The following is a 15,023-nucleotide window of genomic DNA, read 5'->3' on the forward strand; positions in this document are numbered from 1 at the left end:
CCGGCAGTTCAGCGCTACTGCACGCCTAGCAGCGCGGTCCAGTAAATTCCTGCGTCGCTTTTTGGATCCAGCCCATAGGCCGCGCCCAATTCGCGAAATTGCGGGTTCATCAGGTTGGCGCAATGCCCGGGGCTGGCGAGCCAGCCATCGACCACTTTGCGCGGCGTATCAAGGCCAGCGGCAATATTTTCGCCGATCTGCTGGGCGGCATAACCGGCCAGTTCCGCGCGGTCGCCGGGGGTTCGGCCGTCACGGTCCAGGTGGTCGAAGAAGTTATGGTTGGCCATGTTGCGTGCATGACTGTCGGCGGCGCTCGCCAGTTGCGCGTTCCAGGCCAGCGGGGTGGTGGCCGCGAAGGCCTTCTCGCCACATTGGCGCGGTTGCTTGCGGGCGGCGTTGACCATCTCCAGCAACTGCGGGCCGGCTTCCTGGGAACTGGCCAGGCCCCGGCTCAACAGCGGGCGGGCGAGGACAATGCGCCAGTCCTGGCCATTGTTGCTGACGCCGATATCGACGAATTGCGGGTCCAGCACTACCCGGCAGAAACTCTCGCGCACCGCTTTCATCGCCGATTGCGCATCGCGCGGGCCGGACAGGCTGATCGCTTGCACATTCACCATCGGGTAGGCCGCCTGGGCCAGGTCCTGCTGCAAATCGCCGACATTATTGACCGGCAGTACCAGGCGCGGGTCGACCGCCAGCGGCGGCAACTCTTGGGAACCCTGGTCGGCGCAGCGCTGCAATTGGCTGCGGTACTGGTTGATCGAGTCGATCAATTGACTCTCTTCGCTCGCCGACGCCGTGGCGCAAAACGCCAGACTGGCGGCCAGCGTGGTAACACCCATCATCAATGACAGAACGCGCATGGACGTTTCCCTTGAGCATGAAAGTGCCCATGATGCGCGATCAAGGGGCGCAGATGCACCCCTTGGACAACATTTTGCCCCTAGTTCTTGAATGCCGAGTGCTTGCGGCCCTGGTCACACAGGGCAAACACCACCACCAGCACCGAGGCGATGGCGAGGATGATCACCACGCCATCCGTCGAGTGTGTGGTCGAGGCGGCCACCATCGACAAGGCACCCAGCGGCGCCAGGCCACCGGCGATGGCCGTACCGATTTCACGCCCGGTACCGAAGCCTGAAGAGCGGGTCTGGGTCGGGAACTGGCGGCTGAGGAACGAGCCCTGTGGCGCGAACATCATGGGGGCGAGGATCCCGGTGCCGATCCCGATGGCCAGGTAGATCATCAGGCTTTCCCCGGTGTTCAGCAGCGCCAGGAACGGGTAGGCGAACAGCAGCGACAGCACGCCGCCCAGCACCAGTACCGACTTGCTGCTCCACTTGTCACACAGCCAGCCGAAGCACGGCACAGCGACAATCGCCACCAGGCTGGCGATGGTCACCGACAGCGAAGTGACGTGCACATCCACACCCTTGAACTGGGTGAGGTAGGCCAGGGAAAAGGTCTTGAAGATGTAGCTGAGGGCGTTGTAGCCAATTGCCACGAAGAACACCACCGCCAGGCCCTTGAGGTCGTTCTTGAACAGTGCCTTGAGCGGCGAGACCTTGGCCTTGGCCGGCTCCTTGCTCAGCTCCTTGAACTCCGGGGTTTCCGGGATACTGTTACGTACCCACAGGCCCACGCCCACCAGGGCGATGCTGCAGATAAACGGGATGCGCCAGCCGCCGGCCAGCAGGAACTCATTGCCATTGATGGTCAGCAGGTACACGGTCAGCGATGACAGCAGCAGGCCCAGGTTCAAGCCCAGCGCCGGCCAGGCACCCTGGCTGCCGCGCTTGCCTTCTGACGCATGCTCGTAGGACGTGACTGCCGCGCCCGACAACTCGGCGCCGGCACCCAGGCCCTGGATGATACGGATAAACACCAGAATGATCGGCGCCCAGATACCAATCGAGGCGTAGCTGGGGATCAGGCCGATCAGCGTGGTGCACACGCCCATCATGCAGAAGGTCAACACCAGCACATGTTTACGGCCGAACTTGTCACCCAGGTAGCCGAACAGAATGCCGCCGAAAGGGCGGGCGATGAAGCCGATGGCGAAGGTGGAGAACGCCATCAGGGTCGCGGTCTTCGGGTCGCTGTTATCAAAGAAGATCTTCGAAAAGACAATCGCCGCCATGGTTGCGTAGAGGTAGAAGTCGTACCACTCCAGCATCGAACCGAAGATCGTGGCGGCAGCGACCTTGCGCAGGCGTTTCTTGGTTTGTGCCGGGGTTTCCACCGTGGCGGGGTTGTGGGCTTTTGCCGTCATGCTGTACTTCCTTCTCAGTCATTATATTTATTAGGGTGTTGCGAACGCGCTCAAATGTGGGAGCTGTCGAGCCTTGGCGAGGCTGCGATGGCGGTGGCTCAGGCGATATATTGGTTGCCTGTGCCGCCGCTATCGCAGCCTCGCGGGGCGAGACAGCTCCTACAGGGGTATTTAGTTGGGGCGGAACATGCGGTCGGCGATCATTTCGCCAATCGGAATGGCAGAGGTGGCTGCCGGTGAGGGCGCGTTACACACATGCAACATGCGCGGCGTCTGGGCGAACAGGAAATCGTGCACCAGGCTGCCGTCGCGCATCACCGCCTGGGCGCGGATCCCGGCTTCGTAGGGCAGCAGGTCGTCGAGTTCCAGGGACGGGCAATACTTGCGGCATTGCTCCAGGTAGCCGGATTTGAACAACGAATTCTTCATTTCCACGCTGCCCGAGCCGAGGTTCTGCCAGATGGTTTTCCAGAACCCGGGGAAGCGCGCGTACTCGGCCACATCCTTCCAGTTGACGGAGAACTTCTTGTAGTTCTCCCGGCCCAGGCCCAGCACGGCATTGGGGCCGACGGTGACGCTGCCATCGATCATGCGGGTCAGGTGCACCCCCAGAAACGGCAGTTCCGGATCGGGGATCGGGTAGATCAAGTGGTTGACGATGTTGTTCTTTGACGCGGGCAAGCGGAAATACTCGCCCCGGAACGGGATGATCTGGTGGTCGATATCGATCCCGGCCAGGGTTGCCAGGCGGTCCGATTGCAGGCCGGCGCACACCACCAGGTGCCGCGCCTGCCAGGCACCGTCGAGGGTGCTGACGGTGACTTTGTCGCTGTCTTCGGCAATCGCAGTCACGGTTTTTTCCAGGCAGATCTCACCGCCATTGCGGCGAATCACCCCGGCCATGGTTTCGCAGACCTGGCGGTAGTCGACAATCCCGGTGGCATCCAAAAACAACCCGCCCAGGCCGACAATGTTCGGCTCGCGGGCGCGCAACTGCTCGGCGTCGAGGCGCTCGACCTTCATCCCGTTGAGTTGCGAGCGCGCATAGAGTGCTTCCATGCGCTGCACTTCCAGGGCGGTGGAGGCCACCAGCAACTTGCCGCACACCTCGAACTTGATCCCATGTTCGCGGCAGAACTGTTTGGTGGCCTCGGCGCCGCGCTTGCACAGGTCGGCCTTGAGGCTGCCCGGCGCGTAATAGATGCCGGCATGGATCACGCCGCTGTTGTGGCCGGTCTGGTGCTTGGCCAGCAACGCTTCCTTTTCCAGGATCACCAGGGACGCGTTGGGCTGGCGCTTGAGCAGCTCCATCGCGGTGGCCAGGCCGACAATGCCGCCGCCGATGATGCAAAAGTCATAAATCATGTGGGCTACCTAAATCAGTACATTTCAGTCTGCTTATCAGGTTGTCAGACTAATGTTTTTGTTAAAAAAACGGCGCGCCCGCAGGCACGCTTTATCGGTCTTGGGTCGATCAGTGGGTAGCGGGCAGCTCCAGTTGCAGGCGCTTGGCGGCCGCGCGCAAATGCGCTTCGGCGGCCGCGGCGGCGCCTTGGGGATCGGCGTCGACGATGGCCTGGTACAGCGCCTGGTGTTCCTGGGTGGCATCGGCCGAGCCGCTGGCAAAGCGCGAGGCGGAGTTTTCCCAGGCGGTCTTGCGCGCGCTGGCCAACTGGCTGCGCAAAAAGTCGTGGAAGGCGACGAAGTATTCGTTTTTGCTGGCGTCGGCGATGGCCCGGTGAAACTCCACGTCGGCCAGCGCTGCAGCTTCAAAGTCGGCGCGCTTGTCGTGCATTTCCTGCAAGGCGCGTTTCATGCGTTGCAGGTCGCCCGCGTCGCGGCGTTGGGCAGCAATGGAGGCCGCCTGGGTTTCGATCCACAGGCGCACCTCGAACATTTGCGCGAGGTCAGGGCGCCGGCCGTTCTTTTCCGGAAAGCGGAACACCGTGCCGGCCGGGGTCTGCGAAATAAACGAGCCCAGGCCACGCCGGGCGGTCAGTACACCATCGGCCTTGAGCTGGGCAATCGCCTCGCGCACCACCGAACGGCTGACATTCAGCTGTTCCGCCAACTGCTGCTCGGTAGGCAGGCGCGACTCGGGCGCCAGTTGTCCGGAGTCAATCTCGGCCCGTATGGCGCTGACAACACGCACGACGAGGGAATCTGGACGCTGGAGCTCAAGCATGGCAAAACCTAGGTAATCAGGTTGTCAGACAATAGCCGTTACGATTTTCCCTTGTCAAGGCGCTGTGCTGGCTTGCAGCGTTTTTACCCGGCGCGTGAAGGCCAACAGCAGCGCCAGCGCGACCAGCCCCGAGGCCACCCCGAAGGCCATGTGCAAGCCCTGGCCAACCTCTGGTGGCAGGGCAGAATGGATATCGCCCGTGCCCCAGGCAAACACTGCACCCAGTGCCCACGCGCCGATTATCAGGCCCAGATTGCGCGACAGGTTCAGCCAGCCTGCAATCACCCCGCGTCGACCCGCCGACACATTGCTCATCACCGCCGTGTTGTTGGCCGCCTGGAATTGCGCGTAGCCCAGGGTGAGGATCACCAGCGCGCCGATGTAACCGGCGGCGTCCAGGGGCATCAACGCCAGCACCAGGCAGCCGGCCAGCATGCACAGCAGGCCACCCAGTGTGGTGGCGTAGCTGCCGCAGCGGTCGGTCAGGCGCCCGGCCGGTACACCCGCCAGCGCCGCGCTACAGGGGCCGACGGCCATGGCCAGGCCCATTTGCGCGGGGTCGAGTCCGAGGCCATGGCTCAGGTAAAACGGCCCGGCGACCAGGGTGGTCATCATCACCGCCGCCACCAGCGTACTCATGCCAAGCCCGGTGCCCAGGGCGCGGTCATGGAGTGTCGCGAATACACTGAAGCGGCCAGCGCCCGAGGCTTGTGGATCGCTATCGGCCGGTGTGCCTCTTACCAGCACACAAGCGAGGGCGGCCAACGGCAGCATCACTAGAAACAGCGCGCGCCAGCCAGACGCGGCAATCAGCACGCCACCAATGGCCGGCCCCAGGCCGGTGCCTACCGCCGACAGGGTCCCCAGCAACCCCATGACGCGCCCGGTCTGCTCTTTGGGGACGGTGGCCGCGACCAGAGCCATGGTCATTGCCAGCATGATCGCCGCGCCAAACCCTTGCAGTGCCCGCGCCGCGACCAACATGCCCAGGGACGGCGCGGTACTGCACAGGGCACAGGCCACGGCGAACACCAGCAGGCCCGCCAGCAGCAGGCGGCGATGGCCGAAGCGGTCGCCCATACGGCCGACGCCTACCAGCACGACAGTGGTCGCCAGCAAGTAGCTCAGCACCACCCACTGCACCGCGGCAAAGGTTGCAGCAAAGGCCTCGGCCATCTGGGGCAGGCCGACATTGGCAATGCTGGTGCCCAGCGAGGCCAACAACATGCACAGCGACAAACCGGCGAGTGCGCCGCGTGGGGAAGGGGATGTCATGGGATGTCCTCGTGCTGCACCGTGGCCGTTGCCCGCAATCTACGGCGTCGCCTAACATGGCGGAAGACGCATCGGTTGCACTCTATACATGCGTCAAACGCCTGATGAGGATTGCCGCCGTGTCGCTGCCTGACTTCAACCTGCTGATTACCCTGGACGTACTGCTCACCGAAGGCAGCGTCGCCCGTGCCGCCCAGCGCCTGGGCCTGAGCCCCTCGGCCATGAGCCGCGCGTTGGCGCGGCTGCGCCAAACCACCGGCGACCCCTTGTTGGTGCGCGCCGGCCGCGGCCTGGTACCGACACCACGCGCCCTGCAACTGCGCGAGCAGGTCAGCCAACTGGTGCAAGATGCCCAAGCGCTGTTGCGGCCGCTGCAGGTCCTGGACCTCAAGGGCCTGGTGCGCACCTTTGTGCTGCGCACCAGCGAAGGTTTTGTCGAAAGTTTCGGCCCGGCGCTGATCGCCCGTGTCGCCGAACAGGCACCCGGGGTGCGCCTGCACTTTGTGCACAAGCCCGGTGCAGCGCTGCGCGACAGTGGGGTGGACCTGGAAACCGGTGTGGTCGATAGCACGGCCAACCCGGAAGTGCTGACCCAGTTGCTGTTTCGCGACCGTTTTATCGGCGTGGTACGCGCCGGCCACCCACTGAGCCAGGGCCCCATCACCACCGCGCGCTACGCCGCCGGCCGGCATATCTATGTGTCGCGGCGCGGGCGCGAGCGTGGGCAGATTGACGATGCCCTTGAGGCCTTGCACCTCACGCGGGACGTGGCGACCATCGTCACCGGGTTCTCCACGGCCGTGGCCCTGGCGCAAAGGACCGACCTGATCGCCAGCGTTCCCGAGCGCTATACCCGCGGCCTGCGCGATGGCCTGTGCAGTTTTGCCCTGCCGGTGCAAGTCCCTGAGTTCAGCGTGGCGATGCTCTGGCACCCACGCCTGGATGCCGACCTCGCGCATCGTTGGTTGCGCGGCTGTTTGCGCGAGGTGTGTGGCGCAGAACAGGTACAATCCCCGCTGCCTTGATTGCGAAAGACCAGGAAACAGGAATTCGATGTTCACCCTTACCCACTACGCCAGCCCATGCCCCGAGCCCGTCAACAGCCAGATCCTGCAGATGGTGGTCGACTACCTGACTGATATCAGCATGGTCGCCATCCCGCCGAGCAACCTGCTGTACAACGTCTACCAGTATGCAATCGGCTACGAAGTGCACCTGTACCTGGAAGCGGTGGGCGGGGCCAAGGGCATTGCGGTCGAGCTGATCGTCGCGATGGATGAGCAGGATCCGGCCAAGGTCATCGGCTTCTTGCTGTACCTGCCGGTCAAGGACGATCCCGAGGCCTGCGGTGTGGCCTATATGGCCGTGCATGCCAGCCACCGCCGCCAGGGCGTGGCGCGGGCGATGATGGACGAGATGCTCGGCCGCTACCCCCATGGCGAATTGACCTGCGCGGTGGAAAAAGTCCCGGCGTTCGAAGCCATGGGATTCCAGGTGCGCGGCGTGCGTGGCACCCAGGTGTTGATGAACACCCGCGACTACAGCACCGATGGCCTGATGGGCGTGTTGGATGTGGCGTCGATCTACAGTTCGCTGGAGGTGCGGCAAATCCACACCTACCTGCTACACAAACACGGCAAGCGCGCGATGATCGATGCCGAGAAACAGCGTGACCGGCATTTTGACCAGATGACCCGCAAGGCCCAACTGTTCGTGCAAACCCGCTCCGCCCTGTAGGAGACGGCAAGCCGTAATGTCGTTCAGTTAAGCGCAGATCCCCTGTGGGAGCGGGCTTGCCCGCGATGGCGTCATGTCAGTCGGTATATCTGTCGACTGACACTCCGCTATCGCGGGCAAGCCCGCTCCCACATTTGATCTGCGCTGCTTTGAGCATTGCGTTCGCTTAACTGAATGGCATTACAGGGTTGGGGTGTCGCGGAAAAGGTCGTGGGCATCCAGCAGCCGATAGGCAATCTCCGGCCGCTTCTCCATCCCTTTGCGGATTGCTGCCGGAATCGACTGCCGGGTCTTGCGACACAGGCCCGGCAGTTCGTCGATGACGATCTGGATCCCGCGCATGCTTTTGACTTCGGTATGCCCTGGGGCGATGTGCACGCGGATGCCCAGTTGCTGGTGCATCAGCTGTTGCATGCGTTCCAGGTCGGCCAGGCTTTGCAGGTTTTCCAGGCGTTCGAGCAGCTTTTTTTCTTCCTGGCGGGTCAGTTGCAGGATGCGCTGGTCGGTGCCGGGCGCCTCGAGCAGTTGCTCGCGCTCGCAGTCACATACAGCAGGTGGGCAGGGCTGGCGAATTGTCATGATCACTCCCTCCCCACGCTGGTGTTGACGGCTCAGTAGGTCAGTTGCACGCCCAGGCTGCCCAGGGCGTTCCAGTACTCAGGATAGGTCTTGCCCACGCAGTCCGGGTCCTGAATCTTGATGCCCGAGACTTTCAGCCCCGCCAGCGCAAAGCACATGGCGATGCGGTGGTCGGCGTGGGTGTCGATCAGCGCGGTGCACGCAGTGCCGGCCAACGCCGGATCGCTGGCGACCAGTAAGTCGTCACCGATGATGGTCGCCAGGCCCGGGCGAATTTCGTTGAGGCCGTCATGCAGCGCCTGGACGCGGTCGCACTCCTTGACCCGCAGGTTGGCCAGTTCGGTGAAGCGCACCGGCGTATTGTTGAACGCCGCCAGCACCGCCAGGGTCGGGATGGCGTCCTGCATCTGCGAGCCGACCACCGTGGCCGGCATCTGCGGGAACTGGGCGATCACGGCCTGGGCCTTGGCGTCGGGCTGGGTGAAATCCTGTGCGGCGACGCCCAGGTCGATGCTGCCGCCGGTCAGCACTTCGGCGGCCCACAGATAGGTGGCGGCAGAAGCGTCGGGTTCGATCAGGTAATCATTGGCGGTGTAGCCGGTCGGGGCCACGCGCCAGGTGCTGTCGTTGACCACTTCCACCTGGGCGCCAAACGCGCGCATGCAATCGAGGGTCAGGTCGACATAACCACGGGCGCCGATGTCCTTGCCGGTCAGGGCCACCTCGATCGGGGCCTCGCCGCAGGCCGCGAGCATCAACAGCGCCGACACGTACTGGCTGGACAGGCCGCCATCGATCTCGAAGCGCTTGGCCTGCACCTTGCCGCGACCATGCACGGTCACGGGCGGGCAGCCGGTGGGGCTTTGTACCTGGATGCCGTTCTGGTTCAGGGTCGCCAGCAGCGGGCCGATAGGACGCTTTTGCATGTACGCGTCGCCATCCAGTACCACGCTGCCGTCCACGGTCGCCACGGCGGCTGTGAGAAAGCGCATCGCGGTGCCGGCGTTGCCAAGGAACAACGGTTGCGCCGGCAGTTGTAGCTTGCCGTGGCCGGTGACGACAAAGGTCACGTCATCCGGCTCATCAATGGTCACGCCCATCTGGCGCAAGGCCACGGACATATGCCGGGTATCGTCGCTTTTCAGCGCGCCGCTCAGGCGGCTGGTGCCCTTGGCCAAGGCCGCCAGCAGCAGGGCGCGGTTGGTGATGGATTTGGAGCCGGGAGGCGCTACCTTGCCGTGCAATGGAAAGTTGGGCGGTGTCACGGTCACGGTTTTCTGCGAACTCAAGGTACAAGGCTCCTGATTCAAGGCGCGGTGGCTGGGAGTGGCCGGCTGGCGGAGACGAATAATCGACCATCCGGCACGGCAGGGTCAAATCGTGGCGCAGGTTTAACCGCGCTGGCTCAACCAATAGGCATGCAAGGCCCTGGCGGCCGGTTCGATGCGCGCGACGTGTTGTTGGTGGGCCGGGACATCCAGGTCGGCCGGCAATTCGAAGTTGTCCTGCTCGGCGCACCAGGAGATGGCTTCCAACTGTGCCGCCTGTTCGCTCGGCAGGGGCGGCCATTCGCTGATCGCGGCGCCACGGATATAGCCAAAGCACCATTCTTCCGCGAGGGTCAACGGCAGGCTCTGGTGTTCGGTTTGTTCAAAACGCGCCTGGAAACCCTCGGCATCGGTGGCCAACTGCAGAGCAATGCTATTGAGATGGCGGGTGCACAGGTCGATGAACTGCCCCAGCTCTTCCTTGCTTTCCCATGCCGGGATCTGGCCTCCCCAGATGGCCGGGAACCAGATGGCAACCTCCACCGGTGCCGGGCCGGACACCAGGGCGGTGAAGTAACCATCGAGCTCGGCCAGGTTCAACACCGAGTTGTCGTCGCCGTACTTGAGCAGAATGTCTTCGATGAAGTCGAAATCGGCAGGGGCGAGGGCTTGGTCGTGCATGAACATATCCTTTGAGCGTCAAGCGCCGCAGTTAAGGCGGCGTAAAACGCGGAGGATGGCGCGAGTCGGCGTTTTAATCCAGTGCTAGATCACCTTCACCGCGCGGCCAATCGCCTGGATCGGCCCGGTCGGCTTACCGGTCGGCGAGCCATTGGGGCCTTCCAGAGTCATCTCGAACAACTGGTTCGGCGCCAGCGGTGGCAGTTTGTCCAATGGGATCGACAGGCTCTGCCCCGGCTTGACCAGCCCCAGGGAAACCGGGGCTTGCCAGTCCTCACCCTTGGTCCAGAATTCCAGTGCCTTGTCTGCCGGTATTTCCATCACGCCCAGGGGGATCAGTTGGATTTGCTGACTGTCGCTGGCCTGGACCACCCAGCCGGGCGCCTGGCTTTGCGGGGCCATCAGCACCACCACGTAGGCGGTAGGGTTGACGGCAGCGGGGCGGGCCAGCAGCAGCGCGGCCAGGACCAGGCTGGCCAACAAGCCAGCACCGGCCAGGCCACGCCACAGCGCCAGCAGGTTCCACCACGGCACCGACGGCGTATCGCCCACCGCGCGATGGCCCAGGCTGCGCTCAATGCGCCGCCACAGGTAGGGCGACGGCGCCACCGGCGCGGCCAGTTCGGTCAGCGGCAACAGGCGCTGTTCCCAGGCATCCACCGCTGCCCGCAAGGGCCCATCGTGCTCCAGCCGTTGCTGCACGTGCAGGCGTTGCTCGGCTGCCAGGGTGCCCAGCACGTATTCGCTGGCCAGTTCGTCCAATTCGTCGGGAGTCATGCCATGCACTCACGCAATGCCGCGAGGCTGCGTTTGATCCAGGCTTTGACAGTCCCCAGCGGGGTGCCCAGTTTCTGTGCGATTTCACTGTGGGACAGGCCGTCGACATACGCATGCAAGATACAACTGCGGCGCGACGGCTCCAGGTGTTCCAGGCACTGGTAAACCTTGGCGCTACGGGCGCGGTATTCGAAATGCGCGGCGCTGGATTCAGCCACCAGTGTGTGTTCATGCTCGTCGCTGAGCGCGACTTCACGGCCCGTTTTACGCATGACGTTGAGCGCCATATGCCGGGTCACGCTATACACCCAGCCACGGGCCGAACCCCGGCGCGGGTCGAAGCCGCCGGCGCCGTTCCAGATGTTGATAAACGCCTCATGCACGATGTCCTCCGCCAGCGCCGTATCCCGCGCAATGCGCTTGGCCACGCCGAGCAGCCGGGCGCAATCCTGTTCGTACAACTGACGCAAGGCGTGCTGTTCGCCGCGGGCGCAGGCCAACAGGCAGGCTTCATAGTCAAAGAGAGGTTCGGGCAAGGACTGGGGCCGCCTTTTCAGGGTCAATCCCCGGCCGCGAATGGCCGGGGTGCTAGCGCAGCAGCTTAGACGAGTTTTTTTGCCAGGCGCATTATTTGGCCGCCCAGAAGATGTAGTCCGCCTGGTACTTCACCACTTCCTGCTTGCCCTTGTTGGCGGTGCTGCATTCGGCGCTCGGCGCCACGCCACCTTTGAGTGCCACGCGCTGGATATAGCTGACACCGCTCATTGCACCCTTGCCTTCGGCGGGGTTGGCCTTGACCAGTTGATAGGGCAGGTTGCCCGCGCTGGACGGCGCTACGGCCAGTTGCGTGCCGGTGACTTTCGAACCGTCCTGGGCCTGCCAGGTGGCGGGCGGGCCGAAGTAGGTACCCACCTGCTTGCCGCTACGATCATTGAGTACTGCCTTGGGGCCGACGAACACCCATTCGGTCTGGCCGGCAGCGTTGGCCTTGTCGCGGCATTCGTAGGTGATTTCGCCGACACCCGTGGTTTGCATGGTCACCTTGTGGCCATCCGGCACTTTGATGCTGTCGGGCAGGGTGGCCTGGGCAAAGGCTGTTGGGGCGGCGATAAGCAGGCAGGTCAGGCAGAGCAGCGGTTTAGTGTTCATTGGTGTCTCTCCATAAGGGTGAACAGCAAAGCAGCGCAAGGGCTACTTCCTGTACTACTCATGGCGCGGCTGACTGGATGCACGGCGCGACAAATAAATCTGTGAGCTGAAAAAGGAATAAAGTCAGATCGTATTGATATAAGTCGTTATAAGAAAAATCGCTATGCTGCCGCCAGAATTTTATAAGGCCGCAGGTAGTTGTAATGGATGTGGGTAATTTTGGTTTTGTAGTTGCAGGCCTGATCGTTGGTTTTATCGTCGGTATGACCGGCGTCGGGGGTGGGTCGCTGATGACTCCGATCCTGTTGTGGTTTGGCATCAACCCGGCCACGGCCGTGGGCACCGACCTGCTGTATGCAGCCATCACCAAGTCCGGCGGGGTGCTGGTGCATGGCAAGAACAGGAATATCGACTGGACCATCACCGGCTGGCTGACCCTGGGCAGCGTGCCGGCGGTGTTGCTGACGTTGTGGTTCCTCAAGAGCCTGCACACCGATCCGAGCGCGATGAACGAGGTGATCAAGCAAGCCCTGGGTGTGGTGCTGTTGCTGACGGCCCTGGCGATTCTGTTCAAGAAAAAACTCTTGGCCTTTGCCCAGCACCATGCAGGCGACCACTACCATATGAGCCCGCGCAATCTCAACGGGCTGACGGTATTCACCGGTGCGATCCTCGGCACCATGGTCGCCCTGACGTCCATCGGTGCCGGCGCCCTGGGCACCGTGGCGCTGTTTATCCTGTACCCGTTCCTGGCCACCAAACGCCTGGTGGGCACCGAAATCGCCCACGCAGTCCCGCTGACCCTGGTCGCCGGCCTAGGGCACGCGAGCATGGGCAACATGGACTGGCATTTGTTGGGGTTCTTGCTGATGGGGTCGCTGCCGGGGATCTACGTTGGCAGCCACATGTCAGGCCGGGTGCCGGACGAACTGCTGCGCCCGTGCCTGGCGGTGATGCTGGGGTTGATTGGTTTCAAGCTGGCGTTCTGACCCTGCCCACACTCTGTTATCGATCGCAGGGTGTCAGGTACCGAGCGTTATCGTTGAGGATTATCGCTGGCAAGCCAACTCCTACAAGGGATTGTGCTTTTGTAGGAGCCGGCTTGCCGGCGATGGCGCCGCACATCATGCCTTACGCGATTTATCCAACCACTCCACTGCCGTGCGCCAGATACAAATCCCCAGGAAGTACGCCGACATCAACAACCACAGGCCCATGGTCAACGTGTTGGTGTACGGCCGGTCGATCACCAGCAACAGGCTGCACAGCAGCCACACCGTGGTCACCGCAATATTGATCGGCATAAAGCGCTTGACCCGGAACGGGTGCAGGAACTTCATCGGCGTGACTGTCAGCAGCGCCAGGCCGATCACCGTGGCCAGGGTGATCCAGCCGTCCGGATCGATGATGTAGACACACAGCGCCACCACGTTCCAGGCCGCCGGGAAGCCTTGGAAGTAGTTGTCCTTGCTCTTCATATTGACGTTGCAGAAGCAGAACAGCGATGACACCAGGATCACCGAGACGGTGAACAGGTGGGTGAAGTCCGGCAGGTCGATATAGCGGTAGATGAACAGCGCCGGGATAAACACATACGTCAGGTAATCGATCACCAGGTCGAGCACCGAGCCATCGAAGCTTGGCAGCACAGTCTGCACATTGACCCGCCGCGCCAGCGACCCGTCCACGCCATCCACGATCAACGCCAGGCCCAGCCACAGCAGGCAGGCCTTGGGCTGGTTCTCCAGCAGCGCCAGCGTCGCGAGGAAGGCCAGCACCACGCCGGTGGCGGTAAAACCATGGGCGCCCCAGGCTTTGAGTCTGGCTACATGCAGGGTCGATATCACAGGGGCGTTCTCCAAAAGGTGAAACAGGGCAGCCGACGGCGAGTTAGCGTCGAATCTGGCCAAGGGATGCAAGTATCGACCGGGAAGGTGGGGATAAGGTTCACCACCACGGCGTTAGGTCTAGGGTAGCAAGCGTTGACGGATTCGGCATCAGCCCTGACGGAACACCAGGGCCTTCAAGCCACTTTGCGGATCGATATCAGGAAATTCCGGCGGGTTTGCCAGGCGCTGCTCAAAGCGCAGCCCCGGTGCTTCGCGGGTGACGCCCTCGATGAGGAAATCTTCGCCCAGCGCCGGGTCATTCATGCAGGCCAGTACCGTGCCTTGGGGCGTCAGCAGGTCCGGCAGGCGGCGTAGTACGCGCTGGTAATCCTTGGTCAGCAGGAAGCTGCCTTTCTGGAAGGACGGCGGATCGATGATCACCAGGTCGTAGGGGCCGTTGCCGGTGACCTTGGCCCAGGACTTGAACAAGTCGTGCCCCAGGAAACTCACCTTGCCCAGGTCATGGCCATTGAGCCGGTGGTTGTCGCGACCCCGGCTCAGGGCGCCACGGGCCATATCCAGGTTGACCACATGCTCGGCGCCGCCCTCGATGGCGGCCACGGAAAACCCGCAGGTGTAGGCAAACAGGTTCAATACCCGCAGGCCATGGGCGTGCTCGCGCACCCAGTTGCGCCCGTAGCGCATATCCAGAAACAGCCCGCTGTTCTGCTTTTTGCCCAGGTCGATGCGATAACGCAGGCCGCCTTCGGTGATGGTCAATTCGTCGACCATCTGCCCCCACAACCATTCGGTGGTGCTTTGCGGCAGGTAGCGATGTTGCAGGGCCAGGGTGTGGGCGCCGGCCTGTTGCCATTCGCAGCTTTCGCACAGCTCACGCAACTGGTGTTGCAAGGCTTGCAACTGCGCAGGCTCTGGCTCCTTGAACAACGAGACCAGCACCACGCCTTGCAACCAATCCACGGTCAATTGTTCCAGGCCCGGCCAGCAGCGGCCCCGGCCGTGGAACAGGCGCCGGGTTTCTGTGGGCACGTCGCGCAGGGCTTCGAGCAAATGGGAATGGAGCAGGGCGAGGGCGTCTGGGGTCATCGGGCAGCGTCGATCATTAAACGGGCGGCATTTTAAACACAATTGCGGTGTTTCAGGTGGTTGGAGCACAACGTGCTTTTAATCAGCTGTGTTTAAGCGTTTTGTGCTGCAAATCGCCGCGCCACCTGGCCAGAACAGTCAAAAAATCCTTTTGGGCAGAC

16 protein-coding genes are annotated in these 15,023 nt (G+C 62.9%); 3 read left to right on the forward strand and 13 right to left on the reverse strand.

The features are described from left to right. Positions 1-14 precede the first annotated feature (14 nt). From AC19YY_RS18890 to AC19YY_RS18910, 5 genes are all read right to left on the reverse strand, one after another. Complete coding sequence (locus tag AC19YY_RS18890) at positions 15-866, reverse strand: CAP domain-containing protein (protein WP_169957046.1); 852 nt, start codon at positions 864-866, stop codon at positions 15-17. Between the two features lie 80 nt (positions 867-946). Continuing rightward, complete coding sequence (locus tag AC19YY_RS18895; RefSeq protein WP_090290982.1) at positions 947-2,275, reverse strand: MFS transporter; 1,329 nt, start codon at positions 2,273-2,275, stop codon at positions 947-949. A gap of 171 nt (positions 2,276-2,446) precedes the next feature. Continuing rightward, positions 2,447-3,640, reverse strand: a complete 1,194-nt coding sequence (gene lhgD, locus AC19YY_RS18900) for an L-2-hydroxyglutarate dehydrogenase (protein WP_500604654.1) — start codon at positions 3,638-3,640, stop codon at positions 2,447-2,449. Between the two features lie 109 nt (positions 3,641-3,749). After that, positions 3,750-4,460: a FadR/GntR family transcriptional regulator gene (locus AC19YY_RS18905; protein WP_029295107.1), complete on the reverse strand. Its 711-nt coding sequence runs from the start codon at positions 4,458-4,460 to the stop codon at positions 3,750-3,752. 54 nt (positions 4,461-4,514) lie between these two features. Then, the gene (locus AC19YY_RS18910; RefSeq protein WP_500604655.1) at positions 4,515-5,735 is read right to left on the reverse strand and encodes an MFS transporter; all 1,221 of its coding nucleotides are present in this window, start codon (positions 5,733-5,735) and stop codon (positions 4,515-4,517) included. Positions 5,736-5,854: 119 nt separating this feature from the next. Here AC19YY_RS18910 and AC19YY_RS18915 point away from each other — a divergent pair, with 119 nt between their 5' ends. Both AC19YY_RS18915 and AC19YY_RS18920 read left to right on the forward strand, forming a co-directional pair. Continuing rightward, entirely contained in the window at positions 5,855-6,760 is a 906-nt protein-coding gene (locus tag AC19YY_RS18915) for a LysR substrate-binding domain-containing protein (RefSeq protein ID WP_169957049.1), read from the forward strand. 28 nt (positions 6,761-6,788) lie between these two features. Continuing rightward, entirely contained in the window at positions 6,789-7,472 is a 684-nt protein-coding gene (locus tag AC19YY_RS18920) for a GNAT family N-acetyltransferase (protein ID WP_492634555.1), read from the forward strand. A 180-nt stretch (positions 7,473-7,652) separates the two neighbouring features. On the opposite strand, the gene AC19YY_RS18925 is transcribed toward AC19YY_RS18920, so the two are convergent. From AC19YY_RS18925 to AC19YY_RS18950, 6 genes are all read right to left on the reverse strand, one after another. Then, positions 7,653-8,051, reverse strand: coding sequence for a hypothetical protein (locus tag AC19YY_RS18925; protein ID WP_169957051.1), 399 nt, complete (start codon positions 8,049-8,051; stop codon positions 7,653-7,655). A 32-nt stretch (positions 8,052-8,083) separates the two neighbouring features. Next, the gene (gene aroA / locus AC19YY_RS18930) at positions 8,084-9,340 is read right to left on the reverse strand and encodes a 3-phosphoshikimate 1-carboxyvinyltransferase (protein ID WP_169957052.1); all 1,257 of its coding nucleotides are present in this window, start codon (positions 9,338-9,340) and stop codon (positions 8,084-8,086) included. A 102-nt stretch (positions 9,341-9,442) separates the two neighbouring features. Then, complete coding sequence (locus AC19YY_RS18935) at positions 9,443-10,000, reverse strand: UPF0149 family protein (RefSeq protein ID WP_170058026.1); 558 nt, start codon at positions 9,998-10,000, stop codon at positions 9,443-9,445. 84 nt (positions 10,001-10,084) lie between these two features. After that, a complete protein-coding gene (locus tag AC19YY_RS18940; RefSeq protein WP_169957054.1) occupies positions 10,085-10,777 on the reverse strand; it encodes an anti-sigma factor in 693 nt (230 codons plus the stop codon). After that, on the reverse strand, positions 10,774-11,313 hold the full coding sequence (locus tag AC19YY_RS18945; protein WP_169957055.1) for a sigma-70 family RNA polymerase sigma factor: 540 nt from the start codon (positions 11,311-11,313) through the stop codon (positions 10,774-10,776). The genes AC19YY_RS18940 and AC19YY_RS18945 overlap by 4 nt, the downstream gene beginning before the upstream one ends. 91 nt (positions 11,314-11,404) lie before the next feature. Then, positions 11,405-11,926, reverse strand: coding sequence for a DUF3455 domain-containing protein (locus tag AC19YY_RS18950; protein ID WP_169957056.1), 522 nt, complete (start codon positions 11,924-11,926; stop codon positions 11,405-11,407). 203 nt (positions 11,927-12,129) lie between these two features. On the opposite strand from AC19YY_RS18950, the gene AC19YY_RS18955 reads away from it, so the two are divergent. Beyond that, complete coding sequence (locus AC19YY_RS18955; RefSeq protein ID WP_172314953.1) at positions 12,130-12,915, forward strand: sulfite exporter TauE/SafE family protein; 786 nt, start codon at positions 12,130-12,132, stop codon at positions 12,913-12,915. A gap of 135 nt (positions 12,916-13,050) precedes the next feature. Here the strand turns inward: AC19YY_RS18955 and pcsA are convergent, their stop codons facing one another. Together pcsA and AC19YY_RS18965 are read right to left on the reverse strand one after the other, a co-directional pair. Further along, positions 13,051-13,773: a phosphatidylcholine synthase gene (gene pcsA, locus AC19YY_RS18960; protein WP_172314951.1), complete on the reverse strand. Its 723-nt coding sequence runs from the start codon at positions 13,771-13,773 to the stop codon at positions 13,051-13,053. 150 nt (positions 13,774-13,923) lie between these two features. Next, positions 13,924-14,862, reverse strand: coding sequence for a class I SAM-dependent methyltransferase (locus AC19YY_RS18965; RefSeq protein ID WP_500604656.1), 939 nt, complete (start codon positions 14,860-14,862; stop codon positions 13,924-13,926). Positions 14,863-15,023: the final 161 nt, after the last annotated feature.

Source organism: Pseudomonas sp. MF09156, assembly GCF_059862305.1.